This window comes from Peribacillus sp. SIMBA_075 (assembly GCF_046534585.1).
Genome location: NZ_JAWRYN010000037.1, coordinates 24,538 through 42,356 on the forward strand (window position 1 = coordinate 24,538; position 17,819 = coordinate 42,356).

Below are 17,819 nucleotides of genomic sequence, written 5' to 3' on the forward strand. Positions count from 1 at the left end.
GTATTTTTCTAATGGTAAGTTCTATGCACTTTGAAAAAATTTTTCTTTTCGTTGCACTCTTTTACCATGGTATCTCAAAAAACATTTCTTCAAGAGGATAATCATTCACTTTTAGTTCTTTGTGGCTTGAGTCTCTTTTTTTACATGCTGTAAGCCCTTGGCCATCTCAAATAGGATATTAAGCCATTTGCTTTGTTCTACGCCTTTTATGTGCAGGACCAGCTTCATTCGATTGCCGTCCATGCCAAAGCCAACCATACGGCCATACTTCGATCCCAGCTCAAACACCTTTTGTCCATCCACATCGCTGCTTACCTTTTCCCTAATAAGAATGCTGATTTCCTGCTTCAATTGTTTAATGCTTTCAATTCCAGCTTTTTCAGCATATACCTTCATCTCGGCAATCATGAATAAATAGGCGACTTCTTCGGGATACTCTCCGAAACGATCGAGCATTTCATCTTGTAATTCTTCCACTTCTTCAAGTGAGGTAATGCCCCTGAACCTTTTATACATTTCTATTTTCTGATGTCCATCCATTATGTAGGCATCAGGTATATATGCATCCACTTCAACGTCAATTTCAAGGGTGTTCTTTTCTTCGACTGGTTGATCATTACGTTTTGCATCCACCGCTTCTTTCAACATTTGTGAGTACAAATCAAAACCAACCGAATCGATGAAGCCGTGTTGTTGAGCCCCTAGAATATTTCCAGCTCCCCTGATGGATAAATCACGCATCGCAATTTTGAACCCTGAACCCAATTCTGTAAATTCCTTAATGGATTGGAGACGTTTTTCTGCGACTTCCGTCAATACTTTATCTTTCCTATAAGTAAAGAATGCATATGCCACCCGATTGGATCGCCCTACACGGCCACGTAGCTGATAAAGCTGCGAAAGTCCCATTCTATCTGCTTCATTCACTATTAGTGTATTTACATTCGGGATATCGACACCTGTCTCAATAATGGTTGTACTTACCAAAACATCATATTCACCCTCTAAAAAGCCAAACATGACGGCTTCCAGCTCTTGCTCTGACATTTGCCCATGAGCAAATGTCACACGGGCATCGGGTACTAACATGGAAATTTCTTCTGCTTTTCTTGCTATATCCTCTACCCGATTGTATAGGAAATAAACCTGGCCATCCCTGGCCAATTCCCGTTCTATCGCTTCCGTTACCAACGAGCCATTATACTCCATCACATACGTTTGAATCGGGAAGCGATTCTCAGGAGGTGTTTCGATAACGGATAAGTCCCTCACGCCTAACATGGACATATGAAGGGTCCTTGGAATCGGCGTCGCAGTCAAAGTCAGTACATCCACATTTGTTTTTAACCGTTTGATCTTCTCCTTATGTGTAACGCCAAAGCGCTGTTCTTCATCTATGATAAGCAATCCCAAATCGCGGTACACGATATCTTTGGATAAAATCCTATGCGTGCCTACCACAATATCCACCGTGCCGGCCTTCAATCCCTTAATCGTCTCCGTTTGCTGTTTTTTACTCCGGAAACGGCTCATAAGACCAATCGAAATGGGATAATCCTGAAAACGCTCCCTTAATGTTTCATAATGCTGCTGGGCGAGGATTGTGGTCGGAACAAGAAAGGCAACTTGCTTGCCATCCATAATGGCTTTAAAAGCGGCACGGATGGCCACCTCTGTCTTCCCATATCCGACATCGCCGCATAATAAACGATCCATCGGCCGTTCCCGTTCCATATCCTTTTTGATTTCGACTATAGAACGTAATTGATCTTCCGTTTCATTATAAGCGAATGAAGTTTCGAACTCTCTTTGCATATCACCATCAGGTGAAAAAGCATAGCCCTTTGCCGCTTCCCTTTCTGCATATAACTTGATTAAATCATCAGCAATGTTTTCAACTGATGATTGAACCTTGCTTTTGACACGTTTCCATTCCGTTCCGCCTAGCTTATAAAGCTTCGGTTCTTTCCCTTCTGAACCGACATATTTTTGGACAAGATCAATTTGGTCAACAGGAACATACAATTTGTCATCCGCTTGATAACGAATATTCAGGTAATCTTTATGGACCCCATTTATCGTAAGGGTTTCAATCCCCAAATATTTCCCGATACCATGGTTAACATGAACGACATAGTCACCGATCTTAAGTTCGGAATAACTCTTGATTCGCTCCGCATTCGATAGTTTCTGTCTCCGTGTCGATTTCTTTGACTTCTTATTAAACAATTCCGTTTCCGTAATGATACAGAATTTCTGCATGGGTAATTCAAAGCCGCTATTTAAACTGCCGCGTAAAATCTGTACTTTACCTGGAAGAATGCTGTTCGCATCAAACAGTTCTGCGGCCTCTATATCATAATCGGCTAAAACCGAATGCAGTTTTTTTACCCGTTCATCATCCTGTCCAAGTATGACGACTGTAAATTTCCCTTTTTTCCACCGTTCCAGTTCAGCTTTGAACACATTCATCTGGCCGTGGAAATTTTGCATTTGTTTACTGGCAAAATTCAGGATATTCTGAGGATTCGTATGCGGTACATGCCGTAAAAATAATGAAAGGTATACAAATGGCCTGCTGGATTTCATTATTAATTCCTGCATGGGATGAGCCAACTTTATGTCATGGATAATCTGTCCCTGACTTAAAAGGTCAGTGTACCAACCAGCCTCTTCCTTTTCCAAAGAATCATTGATTTCCTGGATTCGACTGATTTCATCTAAGAAAACCAAACCATTTACAGGTAAATAATCTATTAAACTAGCTGGATCTTCATAAGCTAAACTTAAGTATTTAAAGATTTGGTCTGGTTTATTTCCCATTTTCAGCTGCTCAAGTTCATAGCTGATCGTTTGAACCAGTTGTTCCTTGGTTTTCTCATCTTTAAGCTTCTTCAAGCTTTTACTTAATCCACTCTCAAGCCTTGTTATGATTCTTTCGATGTGCTCTGTCTCTAGTAAAGCCTCACTGACGGGACCGATCGTCACTTTCTTGAGCTTCTCGATGGATCGCTGATCTTCGCTTGAAAAGGTCCTTATTGAATCTATTTCGGTATCGAATAATTCAATTCGTATTGGATTAGGTTCCGTGATCGGATAAATATCGATTATACCGCCCCGGATACTGAATTCACCTGGAGAAGCAACCATTTCAGACCGGTTATACCCCATAGCAATGAATTTATTAAGCGTTGGTTCGAGCCCGATGTCTTCCCCTAAATTGAACGTAAGCTGATGCCTCTTCCAAATATCCTTTGAAGGAAGCACACGACGTACCCCGGGAATCGGCGCAATGACAATCCCTTTCTTCCCCTCCGCCCAAAAGTTCAATGCCTCTATACGTTGGGCCCTTAATTCCGGACTGGCCACACTCAAATCAGCCGCAATCAATTCATTGGCTGGATATATATATAATTCTTCCTCGGGAATGAAACTGGATAAGTCCTCATGGAATTTTTGTGCTTGCAATAAATTATGTGTAACTAATAAAATCGGCCTATTCGTCTTTTCATATACGGAAGCCAGCAAAAGCGATCTCGAGGAACCTGTCAAACCAGAGACGATCTGTTCCTTAAGCCCTTCATCAATGCCGGCTATTAACGAATGAACATCATCTTGTTTGGAGAACAAGTTTTGCAATCCATTCATTTTCTTTCCCCCCCTCTATAACGTGCGAAAACCATTTGAAACTCTTGTATTTAAACTTGGCCATTAAAACCAAGCGTCCTCTTTATTAACAGTAATTTCTCATTTTATATGCCCTTGTAAACCAGACAAACGGAAAAATGCTTTGGATTTTGTCCAAAGCCCTCTCCCGCTAATGAATAATATAATCGTTTTCATATAATTCAGGGTTTCTCTGCAGCGATTCATGACAATCTTCACATATCGCCCTTACATGCATATCCCCTTCAGAATCATAAACGATCATCTCTTGTCGCTCTTCATCGGTAAGTTGATTAAAACCTAACTGCTCCGTACTCAGTGAGTGTGCCTCGATTGAGCCCAGTTTAGTTCCGCAATGTCGGCATCGATAATGGAGAGCCATTTCGGTAACCCCCTATTTAAGTAATAGTGTTAGTATGTACAAAAGTAGAGGGGATTTATTCAGCGAAACAGGAAGAATTATTCTTTACTTATATCTACTCTTTGCCTATTGGTTATATTCGTTCATGACCTGTATAAATGGTTTTTCCATCCAGGCTTCACAAGAAGCTGCGCTTTTTTCGATTGTTGCCCCTACATGATCCCATTCCTCAGGAGTAAAACGCCCTAATACATAATCAGGTACTGGAATACGGCCTATCGGGCGGCCAATGCCTATTCTGATTCGATTGAATTCTTGGGTACCCAAATGGGCAATTGAAGATTTTATCCCATTATGACCGCCTGCACTTCCTTTTTGACGAAGGCGAAGCTTCCCTGGAGGCAAATCAAGGTCATCATATATAATGACTACATCCGCGATATCCACCTTAAAGAAATGCATGACTGCCGAAATGGATTCTCCTGATAAATTCATGTAGGTTAAGGGTTTAAGCAATAAAACTTTCTCTCCCTTTACCATTCCCACACCATAGATCCCCTTATGTTTTACTTGGTCGAGTGGGATCGACCATTTTCTGGATAACTCATCTATTACTTCAAATCCGACGTTATGCCGGGTTTTTTCGTATTGTTTACCTGGGTTCCCTAACCCTACAATAATTTTCATGATTCACACTCCGTCATTACGGTTATTTAGGGAGTTACGTTGGGACGAAGTTTTTTCCAAGATCATTGACCTTAGAAAAATAGTACCCTAATTTCAAGCTGGACTGCAAGCGACCGGAGAACTAATTAGAAATAAACACTAATTAAAGGAATCAATTCCTAAAAATGGCACAGTTTGAATAAACGCATCCAGAGATTGAAAAGACGTAACTCATTAAGAGCTACGCCTATTATATCATGATTCACTTGTTTAATCCCGGCATCATGACTCTGGTGACGCTTTTGTCTCCCTGCCCTCTGCATTTTCAGGGATACCTCCATCTTGCTGTTCACCTGTACCTATTTCCTCTTCCTGACGAGGAGCCAAAACAGATGCAACAACTTCTTCACCATCATTGTCGATAGTAACTTGCTGATTCGTTTCGATATCAGATATGTAGATTGTATCCCCTACCTGTAGTTCGGTAACGTCAACGTCGATGGATTCAGGAATGTCATTAGGTTTAGCCGTCACCGTCACTTCATGAAGAGACTGCTGAAGGACACCACCGTCTTTAACGCCTTTACAAACACCGACAAGGTTAATGCGAACTTGTGCCTGTAATTGAGCGGACATATCTACAATTAAAAAGTCTGCATGATAAATGAAGTTCTTTATAGGATCCTTTTGATAGTCAGAGAGCATGACTTTATAACTCGTTCCTTCCAAGTCCAAAGAAATGATACCATTACGGCCTATTTCCTTTATTGTCTTTTGAAGTTCAATATTATTGACCGAAATGGCTGTACTGTCATTTTGATTGCCATATACTATCGCAGGGATTTCGCCGCTTTCCCTCAAATTCCTTAAATTGGACTGTTTTAAATCCGTACGTTCCTTTGCAGCTAATAAATTACTCATACATCCTCCGCCTTCCTAATTATTAATTACAAGTTTCTCTATATTTAACATTTCCCTAAATGGCGGGGCATTAAACATGAAAGGTAGAAACTGAAGGCTACAATAACAGTATAAACATATGGTAAACAAAGGAATTTCCTGTAAAAAAATTTTTCATTCTTTTTTTTTGGTTTAAGCGTGAATCGCTTTGTTTTCCATTTTGCCCCTAACTTGCATGACTCTGTTAAGTATTTGGACAGCTACTCTTGAATATTGTCGTTTGCCGTGGTCTCGGCAGATTGATTTCCTTATTCATGACCCCTTTTCCGATTAATAGGACTAGGTCTTAAAAGCAGTACGGCTTCTGCAGTATTTGTAACAAGCGAGGCAGTCAAGTAGTCCTTTTTCCTCTATCGTTCTTCAATCAGCTTTAGATGCCAATCCTCGTCAAAGCATACCAAGAGGTGAGAGCAGTTTCCTCCAAAGCTTTTGACGAACATCAAAGCCTTTATTCAAACCAACCTTCTTCCCCTTAATCTTTCACATTTTTTAATGGGTGATTCTTTTGCACGACGATAGCCTCTCCTGAAGGGTTTGCTGGCTGTTTAGCCATATAGACAAGTGAAGCTTTGGCTGCCTGTCCAAATATCGGTGGCGCCTCCCCTGTAAGCCCAAAATCAGGCTGGACATTCAAGGTTTCAAGTAGCCGGGGTTCTGCTGGAGTCCAATCGACGGTATATCCCATATGTTTTAAATGCGTTTCCAGTTCCCCTGTTGATTTTTAAAGATTAACGACCCGAATTTTTGATAACCGATTCGAATGGCATTATCCGACCCTTTCGTTTTTTGGAACTGTTTTTTCCTCCCCGCATATGCACTTAATATCAGCATGAGGATGCTCGCCAAACATTTCATTCACACCCTTCTTGAACTATTTATCTAAAATAAAAGGCTCCTTTTCTTCACCAATATGACAGTAGGGCAAAAAACGCCTAATGTTCCATGGGAATTGAAAAGGAGCCTTCGGTAGTCCGGTCGGCGTTCAGTTGTATGACCTACTTAACTATGAATTAATTATTTTCCCGAAAGAATGGTTTGAACCAAAACACGACGAGCCCAAAGGCCCGCCGTGTTTTGGTTACTTTATTGTTATCAATCGAATAATGTGCTGACTGATTGTTCCTCATGGACACGAATAATTGCCTCTGCAATCAACGGTGCTACAGAAAGTCCCACAATTTTATCGATTTTCTTATCTTCGGATAGGGCAATCGAGTTAGTTACGACCAATTCCTTGATTGTTGAATTTTGAATCCTTTCGATGGCAGGACCTGAAAGGACCGGGTGTGTACAACAAGCATAAACTGCTTTAGCACCATTCTCTACAAGTGCATTGGCCGCTAGTGTAATAGTACCTGCAGTATCGATGATGTCATCAATCAGGATAGCTGTCTTCCCTTCAATATTACCTATGATATTCATGACTTCAGCCACGTTCGGTCTTGGGCGGCGCTTATCGATAATGGCAATCGGTGCTTTTAGGCGATCTGCCATTTTACGTGCACGTGTTACACCACCATGATCAGGAGAAACGATGACGATATCACTTAAATCTTTTTCTTTGAAGAAATCCGCTAAGATCGGAACAGCTACAAGGTGATCAATCAGAATATCGAAGAAACCTTGAATTTGTGGCGCGTGAAGATCTAATGTAATTACACGGTGGGCACCAGCTGTCTCTAAAAGATTAGCAACTAGTTTAGCTGTAATTGGTTCACGCGCACGTGCTTTACGATCTTGTCGGGCATAACCGTAATATGGCATTACGATATTGATCGTTTTAGCTGAAGCACGTTTAAGAGCATCGATCATAATTAAAAGTTCCATTAAATTTTCATTGACTGGCTGACTTGTTGATTGGATTACGTAAACGTCACAGCCACGAATACTTTCTTCAATATTAATCTGAACTTCACCGTCACTGAAACTTGTTACGCTACATTTTCCAAGCTCAACACCGATTGCAGCAGCAATTTCTTGAGCTAAATCGAAGTTTGAATTTAAAGAGAATACTTTTAAATTAGGATCTAAATACTGATTTGACATGTTGACCTCCGTCGGTTATTTATTAAATTTCAATTTCTTGACATAATCTTCTTTATTAACTTGACGAGCCCGAGCAACGGATAGAGCTTCCTGCGGTACATCTTGAGTGATGGTTGACCCTGCAGCTACATATGCTCCTTCTCCTATCGTCACAGGTGCAACAAGATTAGAATTGCAGCCTATGAAGACATTGTCTTCAATCTTCGTCAAATGTTTATTTTCCCCGTCATAATTCACGGTAATAGATCCGCAGCCTATATTAACATTCTCCCCAACCTCTGCATCGCCAATATAACTCAAATGGGAGGCCTTGCTTCCTTTGCCAAAAACGGTCTTTTTAATTTCTACAAAATTACCGATTTTAACGAAATCCTGAATATCTGATTGAGGTCTAACATGTGCAAAAGGACCGATTTTAACAGAAATTCCAATACTGCTTTCGTGTACAACCGATTGGAGGATTTCCGTTCCATCACCAATTTCACAATTTTTGATTTCCGTATTCGGGCCAATCAAACAATCCTGCCCGATAATACTATTTCCTTTTATGCATGACCCAGGATTAATGACCGTATCCTGTCCGATCTGCACATCCGCTTCAATGAACGTAGTAAGAGGATCGATGATTGTTACGCCATTCCTCATATGCGATTCATTGATGCGTTTCCGTAAAATTTGCTCAGCCTGCGATAAAGCCACTCGGTCATTTACACCTAATGTCTCCTCGAAGTCACTTGATTGGAAGGCCGTCACCACTTCGCCTTCTTGTTTTAAAATTTCAATAACATCCGGTAAGTAATATTCTCCCTGGACATTTTCATTTGAAACTTTTTTCAGCGCGCTAAATAATGCTTGGTTATCGAAGCAATATGTTCCGGTATTTATTTCCTTAACATATTTTTCTTCATCAGTGGCATCCTTATGCTCGACGATTTTTTCTACAAGTCCGCCTCCACCGCGAAGGACCCTTCCATAGCCAGCAGGGTTATCTGCATATGCTGTTAAGATTGTTGCTTTCGCCCGACTCTGCTCATGCAATGCTATAAGCTCTTTCATCGTTTCTGCTTTGATCAAAGGCGTATCACCGCAAATAACAAGGGTCGTTCCACTTTTATCGGATAAAACGCTTTCCGCTTGCATTACAGCATGTGCCGTACCTAATTGCTGATCTTGTAAGGCATACTCGCATGAATCACCAAGTTGTTCTTGAACTTTTTCAGCTCCATGGCCGATAACTGTTACAATATCTTCTATTTGAAGTTGATTGACTTGATCGATGACATGTTGTACCATTGGTTTTCCGCAAACAGGGTGTAAAACCTTATAAAGCTTAGATTTCATCCTAGTACCTTGCCCAGCGGCCAATATTATTGCATAGCGATTACTCATAACAGGCCTCCATTTTCACCTTTTTATCCACTGAAAATATTATCTCAAATAGTGATTCTTTTCAAGGTAACAATTAAAAGTACATATAATTGTCAACCGCAAAGGTAAATTTTCGCAGCCTTAAAAACGTTTTTATTGGTCCTTTTAGTCTTCTTTTAAATCATTCAAGTAAGAATAATATGCCTGATCCATGTTAAATTCATTATTGGCATAATACAGAAACCATGTCTTCTCCCCTTTATAACACAAGCTACCCTCATTATCCCAAAACACTACCCTGATCGCATTATGCCCTATGTACATGCCTTTAGGAACCACTGCATCCTTTGTTAACGCCCATTCCGAAACTCAGTTACAGATCCATTTCATATTCAGGTTATTAGAGGTATAGTAAACTCCGTTAATGCAATTCTGTCCATCCCGCTTTTTTGGGGAGGCAATATAAGGATAAATAAAAAAGGTTTAAAAAATAAAAAAGTCGGGTACTTAAACCTTTGAAGATAGCACCGTGATCATTACACTATCTGCCAAATTAAACAGATTCCTGTCTGAAAAGGGGATAAGTTCTAAACTTATCATTTCCGAATAAAATAAAAAAGAGCACTACTTATGAAGTAGGCTCTAGGTGCACGAATTATAAATTTAAAGTTTTAAGGCAAGGTTAATTAAGAAGCTCCTGCTCCAGCTTCCTCTAATTCAGTTTCAAGTTCTCCCAATCGATGATATTCTGTCAAGACAGCTTCTTGAATTTTCCCGCGTGTCGAGGAATTGATTGGATGAGCGATATCCCGGAATTCTCCATCTGGAGTTCGTTTACTTGGCATAGCTACAAATAAACCATTGTTTCCGTCGATTACACGAATATCATGAACCACAAATTCATTATCCAGTGTAATTGATGCGATAGCTCTCATACGACCATCCGTATTCACACGGCGTAATCTTACGTCAGTTACTTCCATTTAAGCTCACCATCCCTTTTTGTTGTTGTTAAAACTTAAAGTACATATTCAACAAAAAAACGTGAACTCCTTCTATTATCTGTAAGTTTTTTAGAAAATTCAGCCTAGTTTTCAAAAATACTAAAAATCACCCTTATATTACAGGGAAATTGCCCATTGAAAATTCCCTTTAAAAAAATTCACAAAAAAACGCCCGTTTATTTAACGAGCGCAACCACTTCTATTTCCACTAGTGCATCTTTAGGAAGCCTGGCAACCTCTACACAAGAGCGAGCAGGTTTGTGACTTGAAAAATATTCTCCGTATATTTCATTAATCGAACCGAAATCGTCCATGCTTTTAATGAATACCGTAGCTTTAATGACAGTTTCCAATGAGGCTCCCGCTTCTTTCAATACAGCTTGGAGATTTTTAAAGACCTGGTGTGTCTGTTCCTTAACATTCCCTGTTACCATCTCACCAGAAGCAGTAAGAGGGATTTGTCCTGAACTGAAAAATAACTTATCCACGATCACGCCTTGTGAATATGGGCCGATCGCTGCCGGTGCTTCATCCGTATGTATCGTTTTCATGAAATGATTCCCCCTATTCCTTTTGCGAAAAATAATTCCCACGACTGACATTGATTTTTTTGTCTCTTTCGACCACCTGGGTCAACTTGATCAGTGAAACATAGTCCTCGACAAGACATTCTTCAGTATGTTCGGATTCGACCAGCACCGCAATTCCGGCAACTGTTGCCTTAAATTCATCCAATAAACTGACCATACCATTAATGGTACCCCCAGCCTTCATGAAATCATCTACAATTAATACATTCGAACCCTCAACCAAGCTTCTTTTAGAGAGTACCATCGTCTGAATCCTCTTTGAAGAGCCTGAAACATAATTGATGCTCACTGTAGAACCTTCCGTTACTTTATTATTCCTACTTACAATGACAACTGGAACATTCAAATAATTTGCCACGGCGTATGCTAATGATATCCCTTTAGTTGCCATTGTCATAATGACAGAGACATTTTTCTTGGCATACATTGAAGCGATTATCCTTCCAACCTTATTCACGGTTTGTGGATGACCTAATATGTCTGTCATATATAGATAGCCGCCAGGAAGTAACCTTTCGGGACTAGCGATCGTATCGCATAATCCGTCAATGAAGGTATTGACTTCAGCTTCCTTGATGGAAACAATATACTTCACTCCACCTGCTGCACCTGGAACAGTTGTTAAAGAACCTATCCCGCGTTGTTCAAAGGTATCTTTGATGATTGTCAAATCTTCACTGATCGAGGATTTTGCCGAACTATACCTTTCAGCAAAATAAGTCAGCGAAACAAGTTCCCCTGGATGTTCTAATAAATAATTGGTCATATCGACTAGCCTCTCGCTGCGACGAAATTTCATTGAGACACCCCCTTTGTGAATTCCGAATATTATATAGCAACTATACCACTAATGTACGTTTCTATTCAAGATTGTTTCGATCACCTAATAAGCGGACCGCATAGACTTGATCACAAAATCCCCGAAGTCCATTATAAATTCTTTGCATCCGCGAATCATGCTCCACCAAACCAAAAACGGTCGGACCACTTCCGCTCATCAAGACCGAATCTGCTCCAAATGTTTTCATTTGATCTTTAATATTCGCAACCTCTGGGTATAACTGCAATGTCACTTGTTCTAGAACATTGCCCAAACCCTGACATACATCGTGATAATTATTTTCCTTAATAGCCGAAATCATTCCAGGTACATCTGGGTGATCCATTTTAGAAATTTGGAGCCTTTTGTATATATCAGCAGTCGAAACGCCGATTGTCGGTTTGGCCAAGATGACCCAGCATTTTGGCGGTGCAGGGAGATGCGTGATTTTTTCGCCGCGCCCTCTTGCCAATGCCGTTCCTCCATACACACAAAATGAAACATCAGAGCCAATTTCAGCTCCTATTTCCGCAAGTTCATCCATGGAAAGACCAAGCTTCCACAGTCTATTTAAGCCTCTCAAGGTAGCTGCAGCATCACTGCTTCCACCAGCAAGTCCAGCAGCTACAGGTATATTTTTCTCTATGGTTATAGAAACACCTTTATTGATACCAAAACGTTCCTTTAGAATAAATGCGGCTTGATAAGCTAAATTCCGGTGATCATCCGGAACAAATCGATTATGGGATAGAATTTGAATATGATTTCCCTTAATTTCCTTTAGTTCAATTCTATCGGCAAGGTCGACTGTCGTCATGATCATTTCCACCTCATGATACCCATCAGGCCGTTTGAAAAGCACATCCAAAGCCAAATTGATTTTAGCCGGGGCTTTTTCCATAAGCTTCAATATGTCCACCTACTTTAACGTTCTTAAAAGTTCTTGTCCTATTCTATCATATTTGTTTATATTCTAAAGGTTTTTTCACCGTAATTTCAATGTAATGAGGCTAAGATGACCTTTAGAGGAGAATAGACACATGTAGGTACATGGGAGATCAACTCATTCCTGCTTCCCAAAAGACTTGCTACATATCCATATATAGCATTTACCGATACATAAAAAAACCAGACTCCTTATCTACAATGTAAGCAAAAATGAATAGGGCTATACATTGTATAAAGAGTCTGGCTTCTTTCAGTATGACAGCATGATACAATTAAGTGTTTATCTTACTCTTTGTTCACCAATTGACGTTGCGCTTTTTCGATTGCAAGTTTCACCATGTTTCCTGCGTCCTTGGCCCGGATTCCTCCCCAGCCTTCTTTCTGGACAACATCGTAAAATCCAAGTTCTTTTGCCAATTCCTCTTTAAGATCGTTTGACATAATCCCTTTTTTCCTGCCCAAGCGAAACAACCCCTTTCACATGCTGTCACATGCCTAGTGTTTGCATCATACGCTATTTCATTACATCCTTTTTAAGCCTTTATTGGAGCTCACAGGATATTTTAAAAAAACAAAAAGCAGCAAACAAAAATTGTTCGCTGCCTCGTCTAAGTTAAATCTCTTGTTGTTTGTTTAAAAATGTTAGTTCTACGGTTTCCGTTAAAACATCCGCATAGCTGTAAGATACTCTTTCAAACGCATTTTCGTCTTGGTCGAGCTCAATTACAAAAACAGCCGGATAAGTTTCCGCCAAAGTTCCAAAACGTTCTACAGTCTTTCTTCTTCCACCGTTTGCTTTTAAGAGCAATCTTTTACCTAGGTTTGAATCAAGTGCAGTTTTAATATCAGCTAGAGTTTTTGGCATTTTCGGTCCACCTCACTAAGTTAAGTATATCACAAATTACAAATATACGCAAACAAAATAATAAATTATATCAGCACTTAAAAATGTAGTCAATATATTTTTATCTGAAATCCGGCAAAATCGCGAACAATTTTATTATATCCTGGGAAATGAAAAATTATGTAAACGAACTATTTCATTATTTATTAAGCCGAATTTTCGTAATTTAATCCTCACCTAGTTGCATCACTCAACAAAAACCCTGGTTTTTGTTGAAAATATCCGAATTCTGACACGATAAAAGCAAGCTGCATTCTTTCAAAATGCAGCCCGTTCATTCTTCCTGAAATGGCTTGAAAGGCAACCCTGTCCGCAACACCCCTTTTGTCTCAACTCCCCCTAAGCCCTTCTCTCCCGTTAATGTATTCCGAAGGACATCCCATACATGAAGATGCTCAGAAAAAGGCGTAAAGCTTATCTTTCCGACTATATATACTGGATCGAGAGCATGAATATTTACACGGGAAGGGGAACTTGCAAAATTTGCCCCAGCTTGGATCAGCGATTCAAAGTGAGATTGACATGCCCCGGCAAAGATAATAAGTTGATCTAAATGTGAAACCTTCCTTCTCGCTTCTCTAACTGTCAGTACAAAGTCCTTAGAGTGACGGTAGGCATTGATATCGGACATTGGTCCTTTTGATTTTGAATAAGCATCATGACCGGTGACAACAAGGATATCCGGCCGATAATGGTCCAGTAAACCCCCGATTCTTTGGGGCATTTCCTTTTCATTGCAATAGATGCCGTTGACCGGAATACCGAATTTCTGATATAGATCCATGCATTTCCTTAAGTAAGATGCATCCCCATCAACATGGAGGACCCTACCTGGTATCTGAAAATATTCACCGCTATAACGATAGCCATTACTGGATTGATAGCCGTTTTTTTGTTGTTGCAGCTCCAGATCTTGTGTTAATAAGCGGTCTGATTGTTCTTGAAGTACCTCATTCGACCTTTGCCTATCATTTCTTTCATTATCATTTATGATCATTAAATCTTGAAAAGGTGCATCTGCAATCAGCCGGATATCTTCCCCATAAAGAATTGCTTCACGTCTTCCATTAATATCGCGGATATCGATTACCCGGAACAACACGTCGCATTTATAAGAAACCCGACCAACAATATCGTTTATTTGAATATTCATGGCCCCACCCCATGAGAAGACTTATTTTCAGCCCGCCCTAGTTTATTTTCATTCTTAAGTTATGCGAACCATTCTTGAATGGTGAAAGATGGGGATTGACTACATTTTTGGGTACGTTCCATTCATGTTAGGCCAATTTCAAAAGAAAAAAGCCGGAAGCTGGGAGTGATCCCATTTCCGACTTGAATTTTTACATTTGATTTATTTGAAATTTGGCAATAACGCATCACTCAAGCGTCCAAACTCTTTGATGCTCAGTGTTTCTCCCCGTCTTGACGGATCCACTTCCGAGGCTTCGAGAGCGGCAAGTATTAGTTCTTTTTTCGATTTACCATCTGGAAGCTGACTGGTTAAGTTGTTTAAAATCGTTTTCCGACGCTGTGCAAAGCTCGCCCGGGTCACAATGAAGAAGAAATCCTCATCAAGGACCTCGACGATCGGCTTAACCCGCCTAGTAAGGCGTATTACAGCTGAATCAACATTAGGTTGAGGCATGAATACCGTTTTGGGTACAATCATCACTGTTTCCGCTTCAGTATAATATTGAATGGCGATGGATAATGAACCGTATTCCTTTGTCCCAGGTTTAGCGGCAATTCGATCGGCCACTTCTTTTTGCAGCATGCATACGATGCCTCTAATGGGCAGGTCCTCAGACAATAGCTTTAAAATGATGGGCGTCGTGACATAGTAAGGCAGATTTGCAACCACCATTAGGTCCGAGAAGCCAGCAAATTCTTCTTCGATGACCTTCTTAACATCAGCTTTTAGTACATCCCCGTGAATGATGTTAACATTGTTATAAGGAGACAGTGTATCCGATAGGATAGGCAATAAACGCTGATCAATCTCAAAGGCCGTAACCTTTTTACTGCTTTTTGCTAGTTGTTCAGTCAAGGCGCCGATCCCCGGCCCAATTTCGATGGCGCCGCTTTCCTCTGTTAAATTTGCATGTTCGACAATACGTTTCAGGATATTCGTATCGATTAAAAAGTTCTGACCTAAGCTCTTTTTAAAGGAGAATCCGTACTTCTTCAATATATCTTTCGTTCTGACAGGGGTTGCAATATCCTTATTCATTTTTTTCCTCCTGGTTTATCTGTACCATCGCTTCAGCAAAAGCCTCAGTTGATATTTGGAACATTTTTAGCCTTTTATATAACTGTTTACCATTGGTAAACCCGATTTTCAAAATAAATCCAAGTTTTTCCCTTCGCTCCTTGGCACCGGATCCTCCAATTAAACCTGCATCTATTAAATCCTGCTGTGAAATCTCTTCCGAAGCCTCTTCATCCATTAATTGAGCTTCCTTTAAAGCATTACGAATTGCCTCAGGAGAAGCATGTTCCACACCTATCCCTTTCCCTGACTTAGGAAGGGCTTCCTTCTTCGTTAAAAAGGCGTGTTTACAGCCTTTTACTTGTTCTGAAATTATATTCCTGATTTTTTGACCAGGAAAATCAGGGTCTGTGAAAATGATGGCTCCACGTGTCTTTTGTGCCAGCCTCACCTGCTCAATACAGGAATCATTCACAGCGGAACCGTTCGTTTCGATTGTATCAGCATTTACTGCCCTTTTAATCGCTACCGTATCGTCTTTACCCTCTACAACAATAATTTCTTTAATCTTTTTCATGTTTTCCTCCATACAGAAAAGCGCAAGCGCTTTGCTTAGCTCTTGATAAACGCGTTGGACACCCACCCTTTTCTTTTTAATTTCCAGGATAGGAGTGAATCCAGGTCAACATCTTTATGAAAGTTTAAACGCTTATAATGAAATCTTATGGAATATTAAGTCGTCTATCTTATTAAAACAGTTTTACATGGGCTTTTTCAAGAAGTGGAAAAATAAAACGTCAAAAAGCAGGAGACGAATTCATCTCCTGCGAGAGAAACCTTATTAATCCAATACCCGAATCTTAACTTTCTTTGCACCCCAGCGATAGGCATCACTTTTTGAGGAAAAGAAGACGTCAATTCTATTTCCCTTTATTGCCCCGCCTTTGTCAGCAGCTACTGCATAGCCATAGCCCTCTACATATACTTTCGACCCCATAGGGATTACGCTTGGATCGACAGCAATGATTTTCGCACCCGGACTACTCTTTAGATCTACGCCTGTTGACGTGACACCGGAACAGCCCTTACAACTGGCAGTATAAGCCGTTGATGATACGTATATTTCTTTTCCACTAGTAGAACTAACGTTAGTTACTCCGCGGGAAGCCTGGGCAACCGTTGTTTTAGTTCCGACCGTTACAACTTTATCCTGCTTTTTATTAACAACTTTTTCTGAAAGTAATTCTCTTTTGACCTCTTTGCCATTCTCTTTAATAACTTTATATTCCTTAGAAATGAGTCCGTCTTTTCCTTCTTTAACAATTTTCTCTTTCCCTTTTGATAAGGAGTCATCTTTTTTAGTTATGACAGCAAAGTCAACTGGTTCTTCCACTACATCGGTGACTTTTTCAATTCGAATTACGTTTACCGTATTCTCAGCTTCAACTTTTTTGGCTAATTCTGGCTCAACCCTATCCAAATCATTGAGTTTTACTCCTTGTTGCTTTAAAAAGTCAGCGACAGTAGTCGAAGTTGACCATACCTTCTTTTCGTCTCCAGCTACCACTAATTTCAGTGAAAAGGCTTTGTCTATGGAAACTTCCATATTGGCATTCAGCTTCGTATTTTTTGAAGGCGTAATCTTATCCTGTTCCTTCACACTCAGATCTTGTTCTTTTAAAAGTTCGTCTACCGTATCGGCAGTGGACCAAACTTTCTCCGCCTTACCATCTTGTACCAAGACAATTTTTTGTGCAGGCTTCCAAACCACCTCTAAATCATCATCAACCGCCGTGTCTCTTGATGGGTGGACATAGTCTGCCGCTTTAACGGTAATCTCTAAATCTTTCAACATATCATTTACAGTAGCAGCGTGTGTCCGCACTACCTCTTTTTTTCCGTCTAGCATTATTGTGACTGTATGCTTTGTTCCTTGATAGATAAGTATTCCCAATGCTGTAGAAACAAGAATCGCACTGCATATGGCAATTGCCATTCTCTTCTTCCCAAAAGGTTTGGGAATAAGGTTTTTCATAGTTTTTAATAGAATGAAAAACTCCTCCTTCCTCCCGGTGATTATATAGACATAGTTATCAAGCTGTCAACCCATTCACTTCTCATTTAGGAAATTACTACCTATTATGCATATCTTATGGTGAAAAGGAAAGGGCAAATTCTCGACATAATAAGCCTAAAATAGGTGTAAGATTTGTAGAAATCTAAAAAAATGCGATTTTGGCTAGCGAATCCCGGGGGATATTGTAAAAAAAGCTG

At 40.1% G+C, this 17,819-nt stretch carries 17 protein-coding genes; all 17 read right to left on the bottom strand.

The window, feature by feature from the left end:
* Positions 1-111: 111 nt before the first annotated feature.
* Positions 112-3,648, bottom strand: a complete 3,537-nt coding sequence (mfd, locus tag SB775_RS20885) for a transcription-repair coupling factor (protein ID WP_061440336.1) — start codon at positions 3,646-3,648, stop codon at positions 112-114.
* A 169-nt stretch (positions 3,649-3,817) separates the two neighbouring features.
* Complete coding sequence (gene fin / locus SB775_RS20890) at positions 3,818-4,048, bottom strand: anti-sigma-F factor Fin (RefSeq protein WP_061440335.1); 231 nt, start codon at positions 4,046-4,048, stop codon at positions 3,818-3,820.
* A gap of 105 nt (positions 4,049-4,153) precedes the next feature.
* On the bottom strand, positions 4,154-4,714 hold the full coding sequence (pth, locus tag SB775_RS20895; protein WP_410863128.1) for an aminoacyl-tRNA hydrolase: 561 nt from the start codon (positions 4,712-4,714) through the stop codon (positions 4,154-4,156).
* A gap of 261 nt (positions 4,715-4,975) precedes the next feature.
* Complete coding sequence (locus tag SB775_RS20900; protein ID WP_061440333.1) at positions 4,976-5,614, bottom strand: 50S ribosomal protein L25/general stress protein Ctc; 639 nt, start codon at positions 5,612-5,614, stop codon at positions 4,976-4,978.
* Between the two features lie 511 nt (positions 5,615-6,125).
* Positions 6,126-6,338 carry a type 2 periplasmic-binding domain-containing protein gene (locus tag SB775_RS20905; RefSeq protein WP_410863130.1) on the bottom strand — a complete coding sequence of 71 codons (213 nt, stop codon included), beginning with the start codon at positions 6,336-6,338 and terminating at the stop codon, positions 6,126-6,128.
* 407 nt (positions 6,339-6,745) lie between these two features.
* Entirely contained in the window at positions 6,746-7,699 is a 954-nt protein-coding gene (locus SB775_RS20910; RefSeq protein ID WP_061440331.1) for a ribose-phosphate diphosphokinase, read from the bottom strand.
* Between the two features lie 15 nt (positions 7,700-7,714).
* A complete protein-coding gene (glmU, locus tag SB775_RS20915; RefSeq protein WP_410863132.1) occupies positions 7,715-9,088 on the bottom strand; it encodes a bifunctional UDP-N-acetylglucosamine diphosphorylase/glucosamine-1-phosphate N-acetyltransferase GlmU in 1,374 nt (457 codons plus the stop codon).
* A 665-nt stretch (positions 9,089-9,753) separates the two neighbouring features.
* Complete coding sequence (spoVG, locus tag SB775_RS20920; protein ID WP_034316332.1) at positions 9,754-10,050, bottom strand: septation regulator SpoVG; 297 nt, start codon at positions 10,048-10,050, stop codon at positions 9,754-9,756.
* 197 nt (positions 10,051-10,247) lie between these two features.
* Positions 10,248-10,622: a RidA family protein gene (locus SB775_RS20925; RefSeq protein ID WP_061440329.1), complete on the bottom strand. Its 375-nt coding sequence runs from the start codon at positions 10,620-10,622 to the stop codon at positions 10,248-10,250.
* A gap of 13 nt (positions 10,623-10,635) precedes the next feature.
* A complete protein-coding gene (purR, locus tag SB775_RS20930; RefSeq protein ID WP_061440328.1) occupies positions 10,636-11,460 on the bottom strand; it encodes a pur operon repressor in 825 nt (274 codons plus the stop codon).
* Between the two features lie 61 nt (positions 11,461-11,521).
* On the bottom strand, positions 11,522-12,391 hold the full coding sequence (gene ispE, locus SB775_RS20935; protein ID WP_061440327.1) for a 4-(cytidine 5'-diphospho)-2-C-methyl-D-erythritol kinase: 870 nt from the start codon (positions 12,389-12,391) through the stop codon (positions 11,522-11,524).
* A 323-nt stretch (positions 12,392-12,714) separates the two neighbouring features.
* Complete coding sequence (locus tag SB775_RS20940) at positions 12,715-12,891, bottom strand: small, acid-soluble spore protein, alpha/beta type (RefSeq protein WP_089364277.1); 177 nt, start codon at positions 12,889-12,891, stop codon at positions 12,715-12,717.
* A gap of 151 nt (positions 12,892-13,042) precedes the next feature.
* On the bottom strand, positions 13,043-13,294 hold the full coding sequence (gene veg, locus SB775_RS20945; protein WP_061440325.1) for a biofilm formation stimulator Veg: 252 nt from the start codon (positions 13,292-13,294) through the stop codon (positions 13,043-13,045).
* Positions 13,295-13,607: 313 nt separating this feature from the next.
* A complete protein-coding gene (gene yabG / locus SB775_RS20950; protein WP_410863135.1) occupies positions 13,608-14,486 on the bottom strand; it encodes a sporulation peptidase YabG in 879 nt (292 codons plus the stop codon).
* A 201-nt stretch (positions 14,487-14,687) separates the two neighbouring features.
* Positions 14,688-15,566: a 16S rRNA (adenine(1518)-N(6)/adenine(1519)-N(6))-dimethyltransferase RsmA gene (gene rsmA / locus SB775_RS20955; RefSeq protein ID WP_061440323.1), complete on the bottom strand. Its 879-nt coding sequence runs from the start codon at positions 15,564-15,566 to the stop codon at positions 14,688-14,690.
* Positions 15,559-16,122, bottom strand: a complete 564-nt coding sequence (gene rnmV / locus SB775_RS20960) for a ribonuclease M5 (RefSeq protein WP_089364275.1) — start codon at positions 16,120-16,122, stop codon at positions 15,559-15,561. The genes rsmA and rnmV overlap by 8 nt, the downstream gene beginning before the upstream one ends.
* A 264-nt stretch (positions 16,123-16,386) precedes the next feature.
* On the bottom strand, positions 16,387-17,541 hold the full coding sequence (locus SB775_RS20965; RefSeq protein ID WP_410863136.1) for a resuscitation-promoting factor: 1,155 nt from the start codon (positions 17,539-17,541) through the stop codon (positions 16,387-16,389).
* Positions 17,542-17,819 lie beyond the last annotated feature (278 nt).